The 23,062-nt window shown below is 63.2% G+C and carries 17 protein-coding genes; 11 read left to right on the top strand and 6 right to left on the bottom strand.

From position 1 onward, the window contains the following. Positions 1–39 precede the first annotated feature (39 nt). The 5 genes from torT to JQ567_RS07500 all read right to left on the bottom strand — a co-directional run bounded on the left by torT (position 40) and on the right by JQ567_RS07500 (position 7,126). Positions 40–1,137, bottom strand: coding sequence for a TMAO reductase system periplasmic protein TorT (gene torT, locus JQ567_RS07520; protein WP_212438226.1), 1,098 nt, complete (start codon positions 1,135–1,137; stop codon positions 40–42). A gap of 107 nt (positions 1,138–1,244) precedes the next feature. Next, on the bottom strand, positions 1,245–3,206 hold the full coding sequence (locus JQ567_RS07515; protein WP_212438225.1) for a hydantoinase B/oxoprolinase family protein: 1,962 nt from the start codon (positions 3,204–3,206) through the stop codon (positions 1,245–1,247). Between the two features lie 4 nt (positions 3,207–3,210). After that, positions 3,211–5,235 carry a hydantoinase/oxoprolinase family protein gene (locus JQ567_RS07510; protein WP_212438224.1) on the bottom strand — a complete coding sequence of 675 codons (2,025 nt, stop codon included), beginning with the start codon at positions 5,233–5,235 and terminating at the stop codon, positions 3,211–3,213. Between the two features lie 276 nt (positions 5,236–5,511). Next, on the bottom strand, positions 5,512–6,471 hold the full coding sequence (locus JQ567_RS07505; RefSeq protein WP_212438223.1) for a helix-turn-helix domain-containing protein: 960 nt from the start codon (positions 6,469–6,471) through the stop codon (positions 5,512–5,514). Positions 6,472–6,619: 148 nt separating this feature from the next. Beyond that, positions 6,620–7,126, bottom strand: coding sequence for a hypothetical protein (locus tag JQ567_RS07500; protein ID WP_212438222.1), 507 nt, complete (start codon positions 7,124–7,126; stop codon positions 6,620–6,622). On the opposite strand from JQ567_RS07500, the gene JQ567_RS07495 reads away from it, so the two are divergent. The 6 genes from JQ567_RS07495 to JQ567_RS07470 all read left to right on the top strand — a co-directional run bounded on the left by JQ567_RS07495 (position 7,080) and on the right by JQ567_RS07470 (position 15,772). Further along, positions 7,080–8,585 (top strand): PLP-dependent aminotransferase family protein, encoded by a 1,506-nt coding sequence (locus JQ567_RS07495; RefSeq protein ID WP_212438221.1) that lies wholly within the window; start codon positions 7,080–7,082, stop codon positions 8,583–8,585. The genes JQ567_RS07500 and JQ567_RS07495 overlap by 47 nt on opposite strands. A gap of 373 nt (positions 8,586–8,958) precedes the next feature. Further along, positions 8,959–10,968, top strand: a complete 2,010-nt coding sequence (locus JQ567_RS07490; RefSeq protein WP_212438220.1) for a hydantoinase/oxoprolinase family protein — start codon at positions 8,959–8,961, stop codon at positions 10,966–10,968. Further along, entirely contained in the window at positions 10,965–12,551 is a 1,587-nt protein-coding gene (locus JQ567_RS07485; protein ID WP_212438219.1) for a hydantoinase B/oxoprolinase family protein, read from the top strand. Before JQ567_RS07490 ends, JQ567_RS07485 begins: the two co-directional genes overlap by 4 nt. Then, positions 12,548–13,891 (top strand): aminotransferase class III-fold pyridoxal phosphate-dependent enzyme, encoded by a 1,344-nt coding sequence (locus JQ567_RS07480; protein WP_212438218.1) that lies wholly within the window; start codon positions 12,548–12,550, stop codon positions 13,889–13,891. The genes JQ567_RS07485 and JQ567_RS07480 overlap by 4 nt, the downstream gene beginning before the upstream one ends. A 288-nt stretch (positions 13,892–14,179) precedes the next feature. Further along, positions 14,180–15,112, top strand: coding sequence for an N-carbamoyl-D-amino-acid hydrolase (locus JQ567_RS07475; protein WP_212438217.1), 933 nt, complete (start codon positions 14,180–14,182; stop codon positions 15,110–15,112). After that, positions 15,113–15,772, top strand: coding sequence for a flavin reductase family protein (locus JQ567_RS07470; RefSeq protein WP_212438216.1), 660 nt, complete (start codon positions 15,113–15,115; stop codon positions 15,770–15,772). It begins immediately after the preceding gene. On the opposite strand, the gene JQ567_RS07465 is transcribed toward JQ567_RS07470, so the two are convergent. After that, positions 15,766–16,428, bottom strand: coding sequence for an aspartate/glutamate racemase family protein (locus JQ567_RS07465; RefSeq protein ID WP_212438215.1), 663 nt, complete (start codon positions 16,426–16,428; stop codon positions 15,766–15,768). The two genes, JQ567_RS07470 and JQ567_RS07465, sit on opposite strands and share 7 nt — an antisense overlap. A gap of 206 nt (positions 16,429–16,634) precedes the next feature. On the opposite strand from JQ567_RS07465, the gene hydA reads away from it, so the two are divergent. From hydA to JQ567_RS07440, 5 genes are all read left to right on the top strand, one after another. Beyond that, positions 16,635–18,104: a dihydropyrimidinase gene (gene hydA / locus JQ567_RS07460; protein WP_212438214.1), complete on the top strand. Its 1,470-nt coding sequence runs from the start codon at positions 16,635–16,637 to the stop codon at positions 18,102–18,104. Between the two features lie 31 nt (positions 18,105–18,135). Continuing rightward, positions 18,136–19,113, top strand: coding sequence for an NAD(P)-dependent oxidoreductase (locus tag JQ567_RS07455; protein ID WP_212438213.1), 978 nt, complete (start codon positions 18,136–18,138; stop codon positions 19,111–19,113). Between the two features lies 1 nt (position 19,114). Next, the gene (locus tag JQ567_RS07450; RefSeq protein WP_212438212.1) at positions 19,115–19,876 is read left to right on the top strand and encodes an SDR family oxidoreductase; all 762 of its coding nucleotides are present in this window, start codon (positions 19,115–19,117) and stop codon (positions 19,874–19,876) included. Continuing rightward, a complete protein-coding gene (locus JQ567_RS07445) occupies positions 19,873–21,306 on the top strand; it encodes an NAD(P)-binding domain-containing protein (protein ID WP_212438211.1) in 1,434 nt (477 codons plus the stop codon). The genes JQ567_RS07450 and JQ567_RS07445 overlap by 4 nt, the downstream gene beginning before the upstream one ends. A gap of 139 nt (positions 21,307–21,445) precedes the next feature. After that, complete coding sequence (locus JQ567_RS07440; protein ID WP_212438210.1) at positions 21,446–23,062, top strand: ABC transporter substrate-binding protein; 1,617 nt, start codon at positions 21,446–21,448, stop codon at positions 23,060–23,062.

The following is a 23,062-nucleotide window of genomic DNA, read 5'->3' as shown; positions in this document are numbered from 1 at the left end:
TGCTTGTCTCCCGCCGTATTGCCGGGGCTTACTTAGGACTTACTTGGCCTTGACCGAGTAGACCGGCTTCCAGCTTCCGGGCGCCAGCACGAGGCCCATCTGCAGCTTCGGCACGGTGGTCTTGTCGACTGCCGAGGCCAGCGGCTGGGCCAGGCTCATCACCGGCTTCTTCTCGATCAGACGCACGGCCTGATCGACCGAGACGGCGCCTTCGCCGACCGGGTACTGGGTCGCAAAGGCGAGGACGTCGCCGCGGTTCAGTGCATCGAGCATGGCCTGGTTCTCGTAGGAGGACATGATCTTCATGTCGCTGCGGCCGGCTTCCGCGACCGCGCCGATCGCCGCTTCAGCGGTGGGTGCGGTGCCCCAGATCACGTTCATGCCCGGATAGGCCTGCAGCGCGTCCTGAATCAACTGGAGTTGGACCGCAACGCCGGAGTCGCCGAACTTCTCGGCAAGGACCTTGGCGTTCGGATTCTTCGCCACCGCCTTCTTGAAACCTTCGTTGAAGGATTCCGCCCAGCCCGAGCCGGCGGGGCCTGGGAATGTCACGATGTTGAGCTTGGCGTCGGGCTTGGCCTGCGCCAGCAGGCCTTCGCCGGTCACCCCGCCCATGGCGACGAAGTCGACATAGATCGCGGCGGGCAGGGCGTTGGGCGGCAGCGGATTGGCGACACCGACGACCGGCACGCCCTTGGCCTTGGCTTCCTCGAATTTCTTGCTGAGACCCGCACCGGATATCGCGCCGACGATGATCGCGTCGGCGCCGCTCGCCATGCAATCGTCGAATTGCGAGAGCTGCTTCGGCAGGTTCTCGTAGCCGCCGGCCTCGTAGAGGGTCATGTTGACGTTCATCGTCTCGGCCTGCTTGACGATGCCGTAGGCGACCGCCACCCAAAAGCTGTCCTTCATATGCGGAAACAGCACGCAGAGCTTGTAGGGCTTCTCGGCCTTCGGCAGCGGTGTGTACTCCGCCGGCTTCGGTGTACCGGACGAGGCGTCGTAGACCTTCATCGGAAACCAGGGCGTCTCGGCCGCGGCGGGCGAGATCGCCGCAAGTGCGAGGCCCGCGGCGATGCAGAGCGTCGAGCGGATCGGCCGAAGCCGGTTGACGGGAAGGTACGTCGTACGGGTCATAGCTCTATCCTCATGGTTCGAATGAAAGGGCGAGGGCCGACGAGTTCGGATCCTCATTTGCATGCGCGCGCCGCGCCGCCCGTGGGCGACGCGGTTGCCGGCGGGGATTAGTCCGCGGCCCAATTTGCGACCGAGCGTCGCTCGAATACCTCGCGGAACTGACGCGTGGATTCAGGAAGGAGAGCGCCGGTGCCCCAGTCGAGGATCACGGCGTGCTGGCGGATCACGTCGAGCGTATCGATCGCGCCGCTGCGAAAACGTTGCGCCACCACTTCCGGGTCGAGCCGCGCCTTGGCGACGCGTTCGGCCCTGATTTTAGCGCGGAGTGCATCGGTAGCGGCCCGGTCGATCTCATATTCGCAGAGCTCGGCGTCGATGGTCTGAACCACCACACCATAGTCCTTGGCGGCGCGTGCGACCGAGACGTAGTCGTCCTTGATGTCTTCGATCACAAGACGCGGGTCGCGCAAGAGCGGATCGCCGAACCCGCCGCCACCGGCGGTGGGACGCGAGAACACGTCGCCTTCACCGATCGGCACATCGGAGAAGATCGAACCCAGCCGTTCTTCGGCGGCGGCGCCGGCGCGATGCAAGGTCAGGCCATGCGGCATCGAAGGCAAGCCGCCTTCAATGCCCCAGACCACGGCGCGCTCGCGGTCGCAGATATAGGAGATCACCGTCTTCTCCGCCTGCAACATCCGCGAGGTCTTCACCACCCCTGCACCGCCGCGCCATTTGCCGGGGCCGGGCGAGTCCGTGAGGATTTCACACTTGGTGGTCAGGATCGGATTGGCGCGCTCCTGGCCCTCGACAGGCTGCGACATCAGGCCGGTGCCGAAGCAGGCGGTCGTGACGTTGCTGCCGTCCTTGCCATTGCGTCCGCCCCAGCCGCCCGGCAGCCAGTCGTAGAACATGAAGATCGGCTTGTCGGAGCTGCGGGCGTCGAGACCGCCGGTCAGCAGATACTCGAGATTGAAGGCGCAGGCGAGCGCGCGCTCCGGCATCAGCTTCGACCACATCTCGTAGATCGAGTTCATGATCTTCTCGAACGGCATCAGGAAGCCGGTGACTGCGATTGGCCATTTGGCATCGACGATCGAGCCCTCGGGCGCGATGATGTCGAAGCAACGGTAGAAGCCGGAGTTGAGTGGCAAGTCGGGAAAGAAGGTCTTCATGCCCGCCGCAACGGCCGAGAAGGTGGCGCCGAAGGCCGAATTGTAGATCGAGCCTATGGTCGGATGGCTGCCGGTGAAATCATAGATCGCACGGTCGCCCTTGATCGTCATCTTGATTCGGATCGGGATCATCCCTTCGCCACCGGCCGGGTCGCGATCGATGAAGTCGACTGTCTCCCATTCACCGTCGGGGAGCGCGGCGATGCGCTGGCGCGCCGAGCGCTCGACATAGTCCTGGACCGCGGCAAGTCCCGTCTCGACGGTGTCGCGGCCGTATTTGTTGACGAGGCGAAGGATTTCGCGCTCACAGACTTGCGTTGCCTGGGCCTGCGCCTGGATGTCGCCAATGATCGAAGCCGGATCGCGCGTGTTCGAGGCGATCAAGTGCGCGACGTCCCTGCGCAGGCCGGCCTTGTCAAACAGGCGTACCGGGGTGATGCGCAGCCCCTCGCGGAACATCTCGCGGGCGGCGACGTCGAACGACCCGGGCACGCTGCCGCCGACATCAGACCAGTGTCCGTTCGACTGGCTGAAGGCGATGATCTTGCCGTCGGCAAAGATCGGCCGGATCAGGCGCACGTCGGAAAAATGCGTGCCGCCGGCATAGGGGTCATTGATCGCATAGACGTCGCCTTCATGCATGTCGCCCTCGAAGTGGCGCATGACGTCCTGGCAGGTGAAGTGCAGCGTTCCGACATGGACGGCGATGTCCTGATTGCCCTGGGCTGCACATTCGCCCTTGGCGTCGTGCAGCGCACTCGAGAAATCGCGGTTATAGATCACGAAGGAATAGCAGGTCCGCAGCACCTGCTCGCCCATCTGGTCGACGCTGGTGATGAAGGAGTTCTTCAGGACTTCGAAGGTTACAGGGTCGAGCGCAAGATTGCCGGCCATCGGCTCACTCCTTCACGCGGATGATGATGTTGAGGTATTTATCGACTTCCGCGCTGGCGCCGGGCGGCACCACGGTGGTCGCGTCGACTTGTTCGATGATCGCGGGACCCTGGAAGCTGAAGCCGCAGGGCAGGTCGTCGCGCTGGAACACCGGCGTGTCGAGCCCGTTGCCGTCGAACCATACCCGGCGCCGGTCGACCGGCTCCGGGATCGCTCCGGTAGGTTTGTGCACGGCGAACTCGGCCTTGGGGACGATGCCAACGGCCTTCAGGTTGAGACGGAAGAAGCTGACGGGAGAATCGTCGCGGCGGAAATTGTATTCGCGCTGATGCTCGGCGTGGAAGCTCTTGACGAGGTCGGCGATCCCGCCGATCGGGCGCGGCGCGCTGACGGCGAGCGACCGCCACTGGCCGCGATACATCATATCGATCGACCTCTGCAGCACGATGTCCTGCTGGGCGACGCCTTCGTGGGTCAGCCGCGCCAGGGCTTCTTTCTCCAGCGCGGCGAACTGCGCCTCGATGTCGGCGGAATCGGCCTCGTCGGCGCCGACCATGCAGCTTTGCGAGAAGTCGTGCTGCATGTCGACCAGGAGGCATCCGAGCGCCGAGGTCACGCCGGGATTGGGCGGCACGATCACGACGGGGATCGCGAGTTCGCGGGCGACATCGACGCCATGCAGGGCGCCGGCGCCGCCAAAAGCGACGAGTGCGAAGTCGCGCGGATCGTAGCCGCGGCTGATCGAGATCAGCCGTACCGCATCCGACATGTTGGCGTTGGCAACTTTCAGGATCGCGTCGGCTGCCTCGTGCAGGCCGAAACCGAACGGCTTTGCGACGCCTTCCTCGACGGCCTTGCGCGCAAGCTCGGGATCGAGCATCACCTTGCCGCCGGCCAGGCTGGTGCCGAGTCGACCCATCGTGACATTGGCGTCGGTATTGGTCGGCTGCGTATTGCCATTGCCGTAACAGGCCGGGCCTGGATAGGCGCCGGCCGATTGCGGGCCGTTGCGCAGGGAGCCGGCCGGATCGGTCCAGGCGAGCGATCCCCCGCCCGCGCCGATGGTGAGCACCTCGATGGACGCAAAGCGGATCGGGTAGCCGTATTCGATGTACCAGTCCTTGGTGATGCGTGACTGACCCTCATAGGCCAGCGACACGTCGGTCGAGGTACCGCCCATGTCGAGGCCGATCGAATTGGGAAAGCCGCAGAGGCCCGCGATATAGCGGCTGGCAATCGCGCCGGCGGCAATGCCGGAACCTGCGAGGCGTGCGGCGAAATCCTTGACGCTCGCCGGTGTCATGACGCCGCCGCCGGTGTGCAGCAGCAGGAGATCGCGGGTGTAGCCTTCATCGGCAAGGCGGTCGCCGAGGCGGCTCGTATAGCTGACGACGACCGGGCTGACGACGGCGTTGACGACCGTCGTCGAGAATCGCTCGTGCTCGAAGATTTCGGGAAGCACCTGCGAGGAGATCGACACCGGAATGTCCGGCATCTCCGCCAGCAGGATGTCGCGCATCGCGCGCTCATTCTCGCCATTGAGGTAGGCGTTCATGAAACAGACCGCGATCGCGGCCACGCCCCGGCGCTTTAGAATGCGCGCGACCTGGCGTGCGGCGTCAGTGTCGAGCGGCTGGATCACCTTGCCGGCCGCATCGACGCGTTCGGGTACGGTCAGCCGGTCGCGTCGCGGCACGTAGGGTTTGACGACGTCCTTGTAGGTGTCCCAGAGGTCTTCCTTGTTGGCGCGCCGGATCTCGATGACGTCGCGGAAGCCTTCGGTAGTCACCACGGCCGTGCGCGGAAGGCGGCGCGTGATCAGTGCGTTGGTCGCAACCGTGGTGCCGTGCGAGAACAGCGCCACCCTGGACAAATCGATGCCGGCCTTGGAGACGCCGCCCATGATCCCCTCGATGGGATCCCGGGTCGTGGATGTTTTCTCGATGCGGATGAGGCCGGTGGCCTCGTCCATGATGCAGATGTCGGTAAAGGTGCCGCCGACGTCGACGGCCACGCGAAGATTTTGCACGATACGGCTTCCTTTCCAACGCGTGCCGGGCGAGGTCGGGACGACGGTTCAGGCGCGCCGGATCGATGATCCGGCTGCCGCTGACGGCCCGTTCGACCGGCGGATTTCGAAAGTTGTCGCGAGGATTATAGGCAGGCCTTCGGTGAGGCTTCTTGACGCTGAGCGCAGGAAGATTTGTGCCAGAGAGCACGAACGGCTCAGCCGTCGCGTCGACTCCAGCCTGCCCAGGAAGCAATCAAGGGTCGGATCAGGAAGAGTACTGGCGCCGTCATTGCTTCATGGATAGGCTGCGCGCGACGCTGCCCGCGCCTCGCTCGGCGTGCAGCCGAACCGGCCGCGGTAGTTGCGGCTGAACTGCGCCTGGTCGCCGAATCCCCAATGGTAGGCAATTTCGGAGATGCTCTTGCGACAGTGCGGATCGCGCAGCATGGCATCGCACATCAGCAGGCGCTGGGCGCGGATATAGGTGCTCACGGTGACGCCTTCGCCTTCAAAGATCTGGTGCAGATATCTGAGAGAAATGCCGCAACCGTCCGCCACCGTCTGCGGCGTCAGCCGCATGTCGTCGAGGCGTGTACGGATAAAGTGCTCGCAGCGATGCAGATGCGCATTGCGGATCGTGGACGAGTGACCCGCCAGCACGCGCTCGTCGGACTCGACCGCCATCGCCAGCAAATCGATGAGATGCTTGCCCATCATGGTTCGGGCAGTCTCGTCCATTTCCTCGATGCGCTCGCCGGACAGGCGGAGCGTATCGACGAAGAGCGCGCCGACGCTGCGGCTGGCGTCGAATTGCAAGGTAGCGAGGCGTTCGGGGCGCGAGATCCGCCCGCGCAGCACGGCGCTTGGGATTTTCAGCACCCAGAGCGCGGCGGGATCGTGGTGGCTGAACTCATAGGGTAAATGGCTGCGCTCGATCAGGAAGGCGCCCGGTCGGCAGCGGATGTCCTTGCCGTCCTGCTCAAAGCGGATCTCGGCGAGCTCGGGCACGGTGATCAGGAAGCATTCCTCGCGTTCATTGACGAGGTGGCGTTCGTGCCGCTTGTAAAGCAGGCCGTCGCAGACGTTGCGGGAGATCGATACCGGCCCGAGCGACCATGCGCCCAGTCTGCCGTGGAAGTCATGGCCGCCGAGAAAACGAAGGTCCAGCGAGTAGTAGATGTCGGAGACGGCCTTCTGCCAGAACTGGCGGCGATGATGGGTAGGGATGTCGTTGGTCGCGAAAGTGGTCTGCATCTTGCGCTCCGTCACTGCCGTCGACTACGGGGTCTTAGGTTCTCTCCTGACCAGGACCATCGGCCGTGCCAATGCTGTGACGACTGCGAAAGGCGTCGATCCGATTTCCGATGGCCGCACTCATGCTGCACTCCCGTTGCCGCCGTCGTCAGCTTGGCGAGGGCGGCAGGATGACGTCAAGTCCAATACAAGGGGAAGCCGATATTTTAGGCCGCGCGTGCTCAATTTCGATCAAGACAACCGAAGGATGGAGGTCGCGGTCAGCGACAACCTCCCGGACGGAGTCCGGTCCGCCGCCGGCGGCAGGCCGCGCAAGTCCTTCGCGATCGCGCAGATAATCCAACCGTGCTTCATCGCATTGAGGGAGCAAGATAAGCCGCTGAAAGGCAAAGACTATCTTTTCCATCGCCCCCATGAAGGATTGGTGCGAGAAGGCGGCATGCGCACGATGTGTGCGCCGAGAGATCAGAGAAAATCGAGCAACATCCAGCGTGCGCAAGCCGACCTGAACGGGCTGGGGTATCAGCGGCGGGTCGATCGTTTCAAGAACGTGTATATGAAGACTGCGGTTTGCTGGTTGGCCGCGCTCAAAGTTAAATCCTTCGTCTATGGAAAAATCCCGCCCCCAAAAGAGGCGCGTGTCGATCGCCGGCATGCATATCGATCGCGCTTCAGCGGTCCCGATCCACCTGCAGATCGCCGCGCATCTCCGGAACGGCATTCTGCAGGGGAGGCTTCCGGCCGGCACGCAGTTTCTCGGCTCGCGGGAGATCGCGCGCGAACTGGGCTGTTCACGAACGGTGATTCTGACCGCGTGGGATTTGCTCTATGCCGAAGGTTACCTGGAATCGACCCCGCGTGGAGGCGTCACCGTGGCGTCGGTCAAGCAGGCGCAAGCGAGCCCGGCGCTAGCGGCGGTGTCCTCGTCAGGAGAGGATTCAATTGCTATCGAGATTGGCCCGGTCTCTGATCGCTGGCGATCGCTGCTGGCATTCGAATACGACACCAACTGGAAGTCCGAATTCAGCCCCGGTGCGCCGGATGTTTCCAGCTTTCCATTCAAGGAATGGGCGAGGCTGTTGCGTCAGGCTTGGCAGAATCCGAAAAACTCCGACTGTCTGGACCTTCCGCCTGAGGGGCATCCGGCGTTGCGGAGCGAAATCGCCAATTTCCTTGGATCGGTGCGTGGTCTGGTCTGCACGCCGGGCAACGTGGCCGTGACCTCCGGCACGTCAGGTGCACTGGATTTCTGCAGCCGCATGATCCTCGATCAGGGCGACGAGGTGTGGGTCGAGGAGCCCGGGTTCGTCGAAGCCCGGTGGACGCTGACCGCGGCCGGCGCGAAACTCATTCCGGTGCCTGTCGACGACAAGGGCCTCTGCGTTTACGAGGGAATTCGGCTGGCGCCGCATGCCAAGCTCGTGGTCGTGACGCCGTCGCATCAATATCCGATTGGCGTCAGCATGGGTCTTGAGCGGCGGCTCGAGCTTTTGGACTGGGCGAACAAGAATGACGCCTGGATCATCGAAGATGATTACAATTCGGAGTTCAGGCATCAGGACAGCATGATTGCCTCGCTGCGGTCGCTCGATCGCGATGGACGCGTGATCTACCTAGGGACTTTTTCGAAGCTGATGATGCCGAGCTTGCGTATCGGCTACATGATCGCCGACGAACGTCTCATCAGGGCGTTCTCGAAAGGTCGCGCCCGGATCGATGTCCACACATCGGGAATCGGGCAGGTGGCACTGGCGGAATTCATGCGGGAAGGCCACCTGGTGAGACATCTGCGGCGAATGCGGAAGGTTTATGCCGCGCGGCGGGCTGCCTTGATTGACGCGATCACCACATTGATGCCTGATGATCTGACCGTGTCATCCGCGGCGACCGGGCTCCATTTGGTCGCCTTCTTCACCGATCGAATGCGGGCCCGGATGAGCGATGCAGAGGCGGTAAGGCTCCTGCTGCAAACCGGCATTCACGTGCAGCCGCTGTCGCAGAACTATCTCGGCGAACCCACGCAACAGGGATTGGTGTTCGGATATGGGCGGCTGCAGACAGAGGATGCACGCCGGTTGATATCCAAAATGGCCGCGTGCCTCAGTGCTTCATAGCTGCAGCAGATCAGCTTGAGCCATCGGAGCCGCGGCTCCGGGGACGGCGAGTGTGCATCTTCCGTGGGCATCGATGCCCGGATTAATGCAGAAGACTTTGGAAGAGCGGCACCGCTTGAGTGGCTGGCCTACCTGTTTGCGGCAACTCTGGCTCTATGCGATGGCACGACCGGTCTGTCACAAATTCGCCGGTGGCCTTCACAGGGGAAGCAGGGTGATGATGACGGATCGTGGAGTCTCGTTGAAACTACTGATCGGCGCGGCCTATCTCTAGCTCGACTTTCGCGATTTGAGTCGCAACGTGGCTTCTGTCGTCGCCCCCGGCCTTGTTCGGTGCGCTGAGAAGGAAGGCAATGGCTGAACAAGGAATGAAATGAGCGGCTTGAACAGGGAATGGGAAGTCGGAACCGATATCGGGGGCACGTTCACGGACATCATTGCCATCCGGCGTGACCCCGCCGAAACCCGGATCGCCAAGGTTCCGTCGCGTCCGCATGCGCCGGTCGATGCGATGCTCGAAGCCCTTGAGGCCGTCGGGCTGCAGAAGGATCAGGTCAAACGCTTCGTCCATGGCACCACACGGGTAACCAATGCGATCGTCGAGGAGCGCCTCCCAAAGGTTGCGCTCATCGCCACCGCGGGATTCGAGGATGTGCTGGATATCGGTCGCTACCGGCGCCGTGATCTGTACCGCCTCGATATCCCGCCGAAATCGCCATCATTGGTGCCACGCGAGCTTTGCTTCGGTCTGGTCGAGCGGCTCGACCACGAAGGCAATGTGCTGAAGCCGTTGCAGGATCTGGAGATCAATCGTCTGGTGACCTGGCTGAAGCAGACGGGTGTGCAAAGCGTGGCGGTGGCCCTGCTGCATGCCTACGCCAATCCGGTACATGAGAGGATGCTGGCCGAACGGCTCAAGGCGATCGTGCCGCATGTCTCGCTGTCGCATGAGGTCAATCCGGAAGCCCGCGAATACGAGCGCACGTCGTCGACGGTGTTCAATGCTGCGGCGATGCCGATTGCCGTCGAATATTTGAGTGAGCTGGAGCTGCGCTTGCCGATTGGACCTGGCCTGCAGGTGTTCCATTCCGCCGGAGCCATGGTGCCGATTGCTGCGGTCAAGCGGCGTCCGCTGGTGATGGCGATGTCCGGGCCCGCGGCCGGTGTGTCGGCGTCGGTCAGCATCGCGCGCCAGCTCGGCACGCCGAGAATGCTCACCTTCGACATGGGCGGCACCACCACCGACGTCTGTCTGATCATCGACGGGCAGGCGGAGATGGCGGACGGCCGAATGCTCGGGGATCGGCCGCTGCGCCAGCCGATGCTGGCGGTTCACTCGATCGGGGCGGGAGGTGGTTCGATCGTGCGCAATGGACCAGGCGGCTTGACCGTAGGACCCCATAGCGCGGGGTCGGAACCCGGCCCGGCCTGCTATGGCCGCGGCGGTACGGCGCCGACGATCACCGATGCCAACGCGGTGCTCGGCTATCTCAATCCCGAAACGCGGCTCGGAGACCGTATCAACCTCGACATCGAGGCTGCCCGGCGCGCTATCTTGCCCATCGCGCAAACGCTGAAACTGGACCTTGAGGAGACCGCCCTCGGCATCGTCAAGGTCGCCAATGCAACCATGGCAAGGGCGCTGCGCCGGGTGACGGTGGAACGCGGCATCGACGGCCGCGACTGTACGCTCCTTGCCTTCGGCGGCGGTGGTCCGATGCATGCGGCGGGAATGGCGGATCTCTACGGCATCGGTTCGATCGTGGTGCCCAACGCATCAAGCGCATTTTCCGCGCTTGGCTGTCTCACCGCCGATTTCAGCTTTCTGCAGCAGCAGACCTTCCGTGTCGCATTGGATGGTATCGATCTCGCTCGGGTGTTGGAGCGGATCGAGACCCTGATCGGGCAGGCGTCGGAACCATTGATTGCCAACGGCGTTGCGCGCGCAGAGATCGACGTCGAACTGGTCGCCCTGATGCGCTATGCCGCGCAGAACGACGCCATTGCCGTGCCGTTCTCCCTGCCTCTGAATACCACGCGCCTGCGGGACGATTTTCTCGTTCGTCACCACGAACTGTTCGGCTATGCGACGGCGGAGAGTTGCGTCATCGAATCGGTGCGCGTGCAGGCGCGGCGGCCATCGACCACCATCGTCGATCGCCCCACGACCGCCGTTCGCAAGTTGCAGGTGGCTTCGCGCCGATGCACGTTCGATGGCCGCCATGACGTAGCGACGGTGATCGTGGACCGCGCCTCGATGAAGGAACCGGTCCGCGGGCCCGCGATCGTTGAAGATGCGTGGTCCACTATTGTGGTCCCCCCGGGCTGGCAGGCCAAACCGGACTCGATCGGTCATCTCTTTTTGACGAAGGTGACGCCATGAGGCTCGATCCGTTTACCGTTGAGGTGATCCGGCATGGATTGTCGGCGGCAGCCGAGGAAATGAGTCTGGTGATGACGCGTTCGGCACGCTCGCCACTGCTGCGCGAAGCCGGCGATCTGTCATCTGCGATCACCGATGCGAAGGGCGATCTGGTCGGTCAGGGCCGGGACATCCCGATCCACCTCGGGGCCATGGCTTACACCGTTCCGGAACTGCTGAAAGTTGTGCCCGTAGGCAGCCTGAACGACGGCGACGTGCTGATCTATAATCTTGGCGCGCTGGGCGGCAACCATCTTAACGACGTCAAAGTGGTCCGGCCGGTCTTTGTCGACGGTGATATCGTCGCATTCGCGATCAGCCTCGCGCATTGGCCCGATATCGGCGGGACATGGCCGGGCAGCTACTTCGCCAAGGCCATCGATACTTTTCAGGAGGCGATGCGCATTCCGCCGGTTCTGATTGCGACAGCGGGCGGAGTGAATACGCCGATCATGCAGCTTCTGAAGGCCAATGTACGCGATCCCGAAGCGTGCGAAGGCGATCTGCTCGGACAGATCGCGGCAACCAAGGCGGGCGAAAAGCGCATCGTCGAGCTTTGCCGGCACCACGGCACCGATGTGTTCGCCGCGGCGTTGGCGCGTCTGCATGACCTGTCGGAGATCGAGATGCGGGAGGCCATCCGCGAATTGCCTGATGGCGTCTATCAGGGCGAAGATTACCTGGACGATGGCGGCGCGGGCGGTGAACCCGCCCGTATTCACGTCAAGATCACCATCGCCGGCGACGAGGCCACGTTTGATCTGTCCGGCAGCGCCGACCGGGCCGCGAATTTCTGCAACACGACGCCGTTCATTGCGCGTTCCGCGGTTGCCTATTCAGCACGCATCATGAGCGGGCGTGAGATGCAGCAAAATGCCGGAGCCTTGCGGCCGCTCACGATCATCACGCGCCAGGGTTCGATTCTGGAGCCGGGGTGGACGGCGGCCGTCGCGGCGGGAAATCACGAAACCTCAATGCGCATCGTCGATGCCATCTTCCAAGCGATGCAGGACGCGATTCCGGAACGCTTGTCGGCGGGCGGGACGACGACCGCCAGTGTGCTCTTCTTCGCCGAGCCGCGCTCGGACGGCTCCTGGAAGATGCTGTACGAGGTCCATGGCGGCGGCGAGGGCGCGCGCCATGATCGTGACGGCGTTTCGGCGACGCGTGTGCACCTGGCCAATACGTCCAACACGCCGGCCGAAGTGATCGAGGCCAACTACAAGATCCGGGTCGAGCAGCAATCCATTCGCCGCGAGTCCGGTGGCGCCGGAAAATATCGCGGCGGCGACGGCGTGGTGCGTTCCTATCGGATTCTCGCGCCGTCCATGCATCTGACAACATGTATCGAGCGAATGGTGATCCCGCCATTCGGCGCGCAGGGCGGCCAACCCGGCGAGACCTGCCGGGTATCACTGGTCAGAAACGGCGCGAATGTCGAAATCGATGGCAAATCGAATCTGGTGTTGCAGCGCGACGATCTTGTCACCATCGAGAGCTGCGGTGGCGGCGGTTATGGAGCGGCAAATGAGGTTTCTCGATGAGTAGGCTCTTGCGAACCGGCCTGAATGCGGGCGACAGCGCGCCGCTTACCGTCGTCGGCGGTGAGGGGGTCTATTTTCATCTCGAGGATGGCCGTCGCCTGATCGATGGAAGCAATACCGGTGGCGGCCTTGGCCATCGTCATCCGGCGATGGTGGAAGCGATCCGTCGCGCCGCGGATACACCCGTCGTGAACGAAGGTTGGACCTGGATCGGGCGCGAGCAAGCCGCTGACGATCTGATCCGGGTCGCCTTCGAGGGTGAAGAGGACTGGGTCGGCGCCGTTCGCTTTTGCATCAGCGGAAGCGAAGCGAATGACATGGCGCTCTCGCTTTGCCAGGCATTGACGCAGCGCACGGCGCTCGCTACCCGCGAGCGCGCCTATCACGGCCTGGTCGGTCTGTCCCGCAGCATGACCGTCCAGCCACAATGGCATGGCGGTCTCGCGGTGCATGCCGGTGGCTCGCAACTGCCTGCGGTGATGGCACCGGTCCGCATTCTGCCCGCGCCCGATGGCGCGATCTACGGCGCACCGCCGAACAATCCGCCGGCGAAACAGTATCTCGCCGATGCCGCAAGCACCCTGTCGGACACTGCTGCAACCATCATCGACTATACGCAAGGCGGCATCTACTATGACGCCGAATATCAGGACCAGCTGGCGCTGCACGCCCGCGAGGCTGGATCGGTCTGGATCGCCGACGAAGTGGTGACCGGCGCTGGGCGGGCGGGGCGATGGTTCGCGTTTCAAGGTGGCGAGAGCCGTCCGGACATCGTGACGCTCGGCAAATCGCTGGGGGGCGGCGCCGCGGCGGTCGCGGCGGTCGTGGTGTCGAAAGCCATCGTCGAGCAGCTCAAGGGCAAGAGTTGGCAGAACTACGGAACGTTGCGCGGGCATCCGATCAGCATGGCCGCCGTCAGCGCCTACCTCGGCGTGGTCACCAGCGAAGACATCCTGTCCCGGGTACGCCAGCTCGAGGGACTGTTCGCAAAGCGTCTGCTCGAGATCGCGCGGCGGCATCCCAGCGTAAGTCGCGTGGCGGGCCAGGGCCTGCATTGGACCATCGAGCTGCACGGGCCCGACTGGCGCACGTGGCACGCGGACACTTTTGAGGATCCCGTCGCTTCCCGCGTGGCGTTGCGCGGCCTTGAGGCGGGCGCGGTGATCGGAACCAGCGGTGAACAGACCTCGCTGTTCCTTGCGCCGCCTTTGGTGATCTCCGCGGATGAATCCCATCAGCTGCTCGATGCGCTGGATCACGGTTTGCAGGTTGCGGATGAAGAGCATGAGCGCCATGCCGCACCGAGCCGCGGCCGACAGGAGGGCTGGACTGAGTCATGAGGACACACCGCCGGTGAGCAGCGTTTCTCCGCTCTGCCGGTTGGCGAGCCCTGGCACCTGCCGATGCCTGACTGCACGCTCTACCATGCGCTGGCGCGCGCCGCGGGGGCGGCGAGCAGAAACGCAGAACTGACGTGCATCACGAGGACTGTCTCCGGAATTGACTTCGTGTGAACCAAAACTTTAACTGCTGGCTCGATTGAGCCGGACAAGACTCCGAGCTTCACAGGCTGCTGCTTCATTTTCATGCAAGCGCCGCCTTAAATGGAAGCGCCCAGAAAGGTATCCATGCGCGTCATCAATGTTGCCGCCGCCCAGTTGGGTCCGATTCAGAAAGCCGACAGCCGCGAAACCGTCGTCAAGCGCATGATCGCGCTGATGGATGAAGCCAAGGCGAGGGGCGCCGATCTGATCGTCTATCCGGAGCTTGCCCTCACCACGTTCTTTCCGCGCTGGTACATGGAGGGCCAGGCTGAGGTCGACACGTGGTTCGAACGCGAGATGCCGAACGCGGCGACAAGGCCCTTGTTTGAAAGGGCGGCCCACCACAAGATCGCAATGAATTTTGGCTACGCCGAACTGACGCCGGATGGGCATCATTTCAACACCTGCATCCTCACCGACAAGTCCGGAACAATTGTCGGCAAGTACCGCAAGGTTCATCTGCCCGGTCATTCTGAGTTCGACACGAAACGCGCCTTCCAGCATCTGGAGAAGCGCTACTTCGAGCCCGGCGATCTCGGTTTCAACGTCTGGCGTGCGCTCGGCGGAATCTTCGGCATGGCCGTCTGCAATGACCGGCGCTGGCCGGAGACCTACCGCGTGATGGGCCTGCAAGGCGTCGAGATGGTGCTGATCGGCTACAACACGCCCTCGGTCAATGCCGAGAAGAGCGAGGAGGGGCCCGAGAAGCGGCTGTTCCACAATCGGCTGTCAGCGCAGGCCGGCGCCTACCAGAACTCTACCTGGGTCGTGTGCGTTGCCAAGGCCGGGGTCGAGGATGGCCACCCCTTGATCGGTGGCAGCCTGATCGTTAATCCGGATGGCGAGATCGTCGTCGAGGCGAAAACCGAAGAAGACGAATTGCTGGTGTATCCTTGCGACCTCGACGCCACCGATTTCGGCAAGAAAACCATCTTCAACTTCGCCAACCACCGCCGCATCGAGCATTATGGCCTGATTACCAGCCGCACCGGTGCGGTGCCGCCTCCGGAAAACTAGATGTCGGGCATCTCCTTCCGCGAACTTGATCCGCACGACCGGTACAAGTTGTTGTGTGGGGTCGTGGTGCCACGGCCGATCGCGTTGGTCACCACGCTCGACGAGAACAACAAAGTCAACGCGGCACCGTTCAGCTTCTTCAACGTGTTCTCCGAAGATCCACCACTCGTGGTGCTCGGCTTGCAACACAAGGCCGATCACAGCCCCAAGGACACCACCCGCAACATCCACCGCAGCGGAGAGTTCGTCGTGCATATGGTCGACGAGGCGCTCGCAGCCACGATGAACGACTGTGCCGTCGACTTTCCCTCCGGCAGCAGCGAAGTGGAGGCGACGGGGCTGAAGACATTGCCATCGGTCGATGTCGCCGTGCCGCGGCTGGCGGCGGCCCCCTTTGCGCTGGAATGCCGGCAACATGTTGCACTTGCTTTCGGGCCCGGCCGCGAACTCCTTGTGGGGGAAGTGCTGCGCCTGCATGCCCGCGACGGCCTGATCGATCCGGAGAGGATGTATGTCGATTTCGACGCCTACCGGCCGATCGGGCGCTTGTTCGGCAATCTCTACGCCGCCCAGCGCGATACCTTCGCGCTGACGCGCGAAAGCCACGCGCAGTGGCTCGCGCGCAACGGAGCGGCCGAAACGTCCGAGCAGAGTCAGTGATGCGCGAACTGTACGGTGCCCAGCGCCATGGTCACGGCCGCCTGGGTCGGGTCGATCACGGGAATCCCGAGCGCCTGCTCCAGCGGCCTGCGGTGACGCGCCATGCCGGCGCAGCCCATCACGATGGCGCCAGATCCGTCTTCGTCCTTGAGCGCGCGCCCGACCTCGATCATCTTCGCGAGCGTTCCTTCGCCCGACGCCGTCTCCGCCACGCTCATGTTGAGGGGGCGCTCCCGCGTCAGGCGATCCATCAATCCCATTTGCCTGAGGTAGCGGACATGGCGGCGAATCGAGCGCTGCGCGATTGCGATGACGCCGAACGTTTCGGCGCGCGCGAGCGCCGTCAGCACGCCGCATTCGGCGATGCCGAACACTGGCCGATCGGTTGCTTCGCGGCAGACATGCAGACCCGGATCGCTGTAGCAGGCGATCACAAAGGCGGCCGAATGGTTATCGCCTTCGACGAGACGGCGCAGCGGCATCGCCACGCCATCGACATCGGCCTGGCTTTCGATCCCGTAGGGCCCTTCAGCCAACGTTTCGCAGACGATCTCCGGTCCGCCCTCAAAGCCGAGCGGCTTAAGTGCGTCTTCCAGCCCTTGCGTCACGAGGCGATTTGAATTGGGATTGATGACGAGAATGCGTTTCCTGGACATCATGTTTTCCTGCTGGACGGCGCATCGGCCGATGCCGTGGGGCCGAGGCGCAAAGAGACTTCGATGGAAGCAATGACCATGCCATCGAGCGATGCATGGTCCACTGTCTGCTCCCAAAGCGCAAGGGAGTGTAGCGACATGATCTGTGCTTTTATGCAGCGGACGCCCGACTTGCGATTCAGGACCTGATACTTGGAGAGTTTGCCATGACCGAACCCGCCTACGACCTTCTCATTCGCGGCGGACGCGTCGCGACCGTCAGCGATGTGTTCGAGGCCGACGTCGCCATTTCCGGTGAGACGATCGTCGCGGTCGGCCGCGGGTTGCCGGCCGGGCGACGCGAGATCGATGCGCGCGGCAAGCTGGTGCTGCCCGGCGGCGTCGACAGCCACGCCCATATCGAACAGCTTTCGGCCGCGGGTATCATGAACGCCGACACGTTCGAGAGCGCGACGGTCTCGGCGGCGTTCGGCGGCACCACCAGCGTGATCTCGTTCGCGGCCCAGCACGTCGGCATGAAACTGCCGCAGGTGATGGAGGACTATCATGCGCTGGCCAAGAAGGGCGCGGTGATCGACTACGCCTTTCATATGATCATCGCCGATCCGACAAAGGAAACGCTGGAAGCGGATCTGCCGGCATTGATCAAGCAGGGCCATGGCTCGATCAAGATCTTCATGACCTATGACCGCCTGAAGATCGATGACGAGCCGCTGCTCGACATTCTGCTGGCGGCGCGTGACGGCGGCGCGATGCTCTGCGCCCATGCCGAGAACCACGGGATCATTTCCTGGATGGTGAAGCGGCTGCTCGCGCGCGGTTATACCCATCCGAAATATCACGCTATCAGCCACGCCCGCGTTTCGGAAGCGGAGGCGTTCACGCGATTGATTGGCATGGCTGCGCTGATCGACCAACCGATCATGATCTTCCACGTCTCGACGGCGGAAGGCGCCAAGGTCATCCGCGATGCGCGCGGGCAGGGGCTGAAGGTGTTCGCGGAGACCTGCCCGCAATATCTCTTTCTCACTGCCGATGATCTCGACAAGCCCGGCGTGGAAGGCGCCAAATGGATGTGCAGCCCGCCGCCGCGGCGCGCCGCCGACCAGGAAGCGCTGTGGCAGGCGTTGGCGCTCGGCGATCTCCAGACCGTGTCGTCCGACCACGCGCCGTACCGATTCGACGAAACCGGTAAACTGCGGGCCGGCCCCAATCCCAATTTCAAGCAGGTGGCGAACGGTTTGCCGGGCCTTGAAGTCCGGTTGCCGCTGCTGTTCGACGCCATGGTTTCCAGGGGACGCCTGGGACTCGAGAAATTCGTCGAACTGACCGCGACGGCACCTGCAAAGATCTACAATCTGCATCCGCGGAAAGGCTCGATCGCGGTTGGCGCCGATGCGGATATCGCGATCTGGGACCCGGCGCGAGAGGTGACGCTGAGCGATGAAATGATGCATGACCTCACTGGCTATACGCCCTTCGCCGGCCGCAAGCTGCGCGGCTGGCCGGTGACCGTGCTATCGCGCGGGCGCGTCATCGTGTCGGACGGCAAACGTTCGGTCGAAGCAGGCTCAGGGCGTTTCCTCGCACGCACGGGAGGAGAGGCGGCGAAGCCGACCGGCCGGCTGGTATCGGATATGGACCCGGAACAGAATTTCGGGGCGAGGCTCTTGTGATCTGTCCGTCGCGACGAGTTCGGATTGAGAAATGAGAATCCTTGTTTTCGGCGGCACCGGTTTTGTTGGGCTCAATATCGCCGCGACATTGCTGGCGCGTGGTCATGCGGTGACGTTGTTCGACCGCGCGGGCTTGCCGCCTGACGCAGCCAGGGATCTTGCCTCTCACGCGGATCGGCTGACCGTCATCCAGGGCGATATCACCGATCAGAATGCCGTCGGGCAGGCGATCGCAGCTAGCTATGAGGCGATCATTCTCGGAGCCGCAATCACGGCCGGTCCGGAGCGCGAGGCAAAGGATCCCGAGACCATTCTGCGGGTCAACCTGCTGGCTCAGATGCCGGTCCTGATCGCGGCGCAGCGCGCTGGCGTCAAGCGCATCATCAATCTGTCGTCCGCAGCTGCCTACGGCGCCAGCGCATTCCGGAACGCGGTGCTTGATGAGGAGACGCCTTGCGATCCGGCTTCGCTCTACGCCATTACCAAACTCGCGTCGGAGAAAGTGGCCGCGCGCCTTTCCACCCTATGGCAATGCCAAATTGTCAGCGTTCGGCTGAGCGCCGTATTCGGCCCGTGGGAGCGGAGCAACGAGGTGCGCGACACGCCAAGCCCGCAGGTGCAGATTCTGGCCGCGATGCAGGAGAAACGCGAGGCCGTTCTGTCGCGTCCGGGCGTCAGGGACTGGATCTACGCTGTGGATGTCGCGGAAGCCGTGACCTTGCTGATCGAGGCGGAGCAGCCGAAGCATCAGCTCTACAATATTTCGACCGGCGTGGAATGGCCGGTGCTGCAATGGGGGCAGGATTTGGCCGCATTGTGCCCCGGCTTGATCTGTCGGCTGGCAGAGGCGGGAGAAGCGCCGTCAGTCGATCTGCACAGTCCAGCCGACCGTGCGCCGCTTTCGGTCACGCGCATGGCGGACGAGTTCGGCTGGCGCGCACGGTTTGGCTGCGCCGATTCCGTCGTCGAACTGAGCAACTGGTGGAAAGAACATCGAGGGAAAGCCTGACATGAGACTGGCAGGACGGACGGCGATCGTGACCGGCGCCGGCTCCGGCATTGGCCGGGCCAGCGCGGTGCTTTTCGCGAAGGAAGGCGCTTTTGTTTCGCTGGTCGATCGCGACAGTGCGGGCTTGCAGGAGACGCTGGCGGCGATCGAGGGCGTGAAGGGTGAAGCATCGCTCCATGTCGGCGATGTCAGCGAGGCCGATTTCGCACAAGCTGTGGTTAGCGACGTGATGGCGCGGCGCGGCCGGCTCGACGTGCTGATGGCTGCAGCCGGCTTTTCCTGCGGGGGGACCGTTCTGACCACCGATCCCGCCGATTGGGACGCGGTGTTTCGGACCAATGTCGGCGGCACCTGGCTATGGGCGCGCGCGGCAGTGCCGGAGATGCAGCGGCAGGGCAGCGGCTCGATCATCACGCTCGCCTCGCAACTTGCGATCGCCGGCGGCAAGGGCAACAGCGCCTATATCGCCGCGAAGGGGGCCATCATCAGCCTGACCCGGACGATGGCGGTGGATTTCGCCACGGACGGGATCCGCGTCAATGCGATCGCGCCGGGGGCCATCGACACACCGATGCTGCGACGGAGTTTTGCCCGTCACGCGGACCCCGAGCCGGTGCGCGAAGCGTCCCGCAACCGCCATGCCATGAAGCGATTTGGCCAAGCGGTGGAGGTGGCCCAGGCCGCGCTCCATCTTGCCAGCGATGCGTCTTCCTTTACGACCGGCACCGTCATGGTGGTCGATGGCGGTTGGCTCGCGGCATGAATAGCTTGCTCGCTCTCGAAGCCCAGGTTCGCGCCGATCTTGCCAAGACTGCGCATCCGGATGCTGCGTGGCTGACGCCGAAGCTTGGGCCCGACGGCAGACCCGCGCTGGACGTGCTCGTGGTGGGCGCCGGGCAATCAGGTCTTGCGACAGCGTTCGGGCTGATGCGCTCGCAGGTGAGCAACATCCTCGTGCTCGACAAATCCGAGGAGGGGCAGGAAGGACCGTGGCTGACTTACGCCCGCATGCATACGCTGCGGAGTCCGAAGCATTTCACCGGGCCCGACCTTGATATTCCCAGCCTGACTTATCAGTCCTGGCACGAGGCGCGGTTCGGCGAAGAGGATTGGCGCAATCTCGATCTAATTCCGCGCGCGCTGTGGGCGGAATATCTGCTCTGGTTCAGGCGCGTGCTGGACCTGCCGGTGCGGAATGGTTGCGAGGTCATCGAGATCTCGCCTGCGGCCGGTGGATTGCTCGCGGCCAAGGTGCAAACGGCTGATGGTTTCGATATTGTCTTTGCGCGCAAGATTGTGCTGGCGACGGGGCAGGAAGGCATGGGCGACTGGACCATGCCGGAGCCGCTACGCCATCTGCCGTCGTCGGTTTGCGCGCATGCGGCCCAGCCGATCGACTTCGCCCGCTTGCGCGGCAAGAATGTTGCGGTGATCGGCGCCGGCGCCTCGGCCTTCGACAATGCCGCGACCGCACTGGAGGCAGGCGCGGCCGAGGTGGACCTGTTTTGCCGCAGGGCGGAGATCCAGGTAATCCAGCCCTACCGCTGGCTCACGTTCCGCGGCTTCCTGCGTCACTTCTGTGATCTGGATGATGCCTGGCGCTGGCGCTTCATGCGCGCTGTTCTGGAGATGCGGGAAGGTTTTCCGCAAGCAACCTACGACCGCTGCGCGCGTCATCCCAATTTTCGCCTGCAGGAGGGGGCACCGATCGAAGCCGCCACGGAAACGGCCGACGGCGTCGACTTGCGGACGCCGCGGGGCGTGTTCGCAGCCGACTTCGTGATTTGCGGCACAGGGATCGACATGAATTTTGCTGGCCGGCCCGAACTGCGAAACAGCGCCGCCAACATCGCGACCTGGGCCGACCGCTACCAGCCGCCGCCGGACGAACGTAGCCCGCGGCTCCGACGTTTTCCCTATCTCGCTGACGACTACGCGCTGATGGAGCGGGTCGCCGGTGAAACACCGTGGATCGCGAACATACATGTCTTCGCGATCGCCTCCACCATGAGCTTCGGTGCGTCGGGCTCATCGATCAATGCGATGACCACGGCCGTGCCGAAGCTGGTGCATGGGTTGACACGCGGCCTGTTTCGCGCGGACATCGAGCGGCACTGGGCTTCGTTCAAGGCGTATGACGTGCCCCAGGCCGTCGTCGTGCGGCAAGCACCGACGATGGGTGAGGAACGGTGAACGGTTTTCAACGGCGTTTGGGAAGCTCGGCTCATACCTACTATGCTCCTGCCTCTGGCGGTTCCGGTTGGCATATCCCTTGCTTTAAGTTGATGTTCTCATTCAGAAAATAAACCTGACAAAATAGGGAATAAGTTCGATGGGCGTTACAGGATCCAGGCGTCTGCTTTCGGCGGTTGCCTTTGTCGCGTTTTCACTGGCCGCCGGATCGGTGCAGGCGCAAACGCGAGCGGAAACGCTGCGCTACGTCACCGGCGCATCGGTCAATACGCTCGAGCCGAATGTTCCGGGTTCGACCCGCGAAGCCTTTGCGGTGAGTCTCAGCACCTACGACCGGCTCGTGTCATTTGGCCGCAAGCAACTCAATGGCAAATGGGTGTTTGACCTCAGCAAGATCACCGGAGAGCTGGCGGAATCCTACGAGGTCAGCCCGGACGGGCTGAAGATGACTTTTCGCCTGCGCAAGGACGCGAAATTCCAGGATGGCACACCGGTCACCGCTGATGACGTCAAGTGGTCGCTCGACCGCGTCGTCACGGCGCCGATCCTCGGCAAGGCGCAGCTTCTCACGGGATCGTTGACATCAGCCGATCAGTTCAAGGTCGTCGACCCCTTGACCATCGAGGTGACGCTGCCGAAGCCGGACAAGCTGGCCTTGCCGAATCTCGCCACCGTCTACCCGATCATCATCAACTCCAAGGTCGCCAAGTCGCATGCGACAGCGGAGGATCCCTGGGCAACTGCGTGGTTGAAGGAGAACACGGCCGGCAGCGGCGCCTACAGGATCGAGACGTTCAAGCCGGGTGAACAGGTGATCATGGTGCGTAACGAGGCCTGGAACCGCGGCACGACCGACAAGTCGGCGTTCTTCAAACGCGTCATCGTGCAGTCGGTGCCGGAGCCGGCGACCCGCGCCAATCTGGTCGAGCGTGGCGACGCCGATATCGTCGTCGATCTGCAGGCGAGCGACGTCCAGTCGCTCGAAGCCAAGGCCAAGCTGAAGGTGATCTCGACGCCGCAATACAATTCCGTCACCTTCGTTTCGATGAACAATCAAATCCCGCCGTTCGACAACGTCAATGTTCGCCGCGCCGTCGCTTTTGCGCTGCCCTATGACGACATGTTCAAGGCGGCGCTGTTCGGCCGCGGGTCGCCGCTGTTTGGCGCAACATGGGCTGATGGCAAGCCATCGAGCGGCGCCTATCCTGTACCGCAGCCGGTGAAACTCGACCTCGATAAGGCCAAGGAATATCTGAAGGCGGCCGGCATGCCGGACGGCTTCTCGACCACGTTCAGCTTTAACGTCGGCCAGGCTTCCACCGCCGAGCCGATGGCTGCGCTAGTGAAGGAATCGCTGGCCAAGATCGGCATCAAGGTCGATATCCAGAAGCTGCCGGATGCGCAGATGTCGACGCAGATCAACGAGAAGAAGCTGCCCTTCTTTACCGAGGGCATCGTCGCCTGGTTGCCTTCGCCAGACTATTTCTACCGCAACTTCTACACTGGCAATCAGCGCTGGAACTACTCGTCGATCAACAATGCCGAACTGATGGAGATCGCGCAGAAGGCCCGCTTCGAGCCCGATGCGGCCAAGTACGAGGAAGACGGCAGGAAGCTCAACGCCATCCATTTCACCGAGATGCCGCAGATTCCGCTCTGGCAGCCCAGCCAGGACGCGGTCATGGCAGCCTCGGTCGAAGGCTACACCTACCAGTTCCACCGGCAGGTCGATTATCGCGATCTCAGTCGCAAGTAA

This window comes from Bradyrhizobium sp. AUGA SZCCT0431 (genome assembly GCF_018131065.1).
In the GTDB taxonomy this organism is placed as follows: domain Bacteria; phylum Pseudomonadota; class Alphaproteobacteria; order Rhizobiales; family Xanthobacteraceae; genus Bradyrhizobium.
The sequence above is the reverse complement of the archived record's forward strand: the minus strand, read 5'-3'. Positions and strand labels throughout refer to the sequence as shown.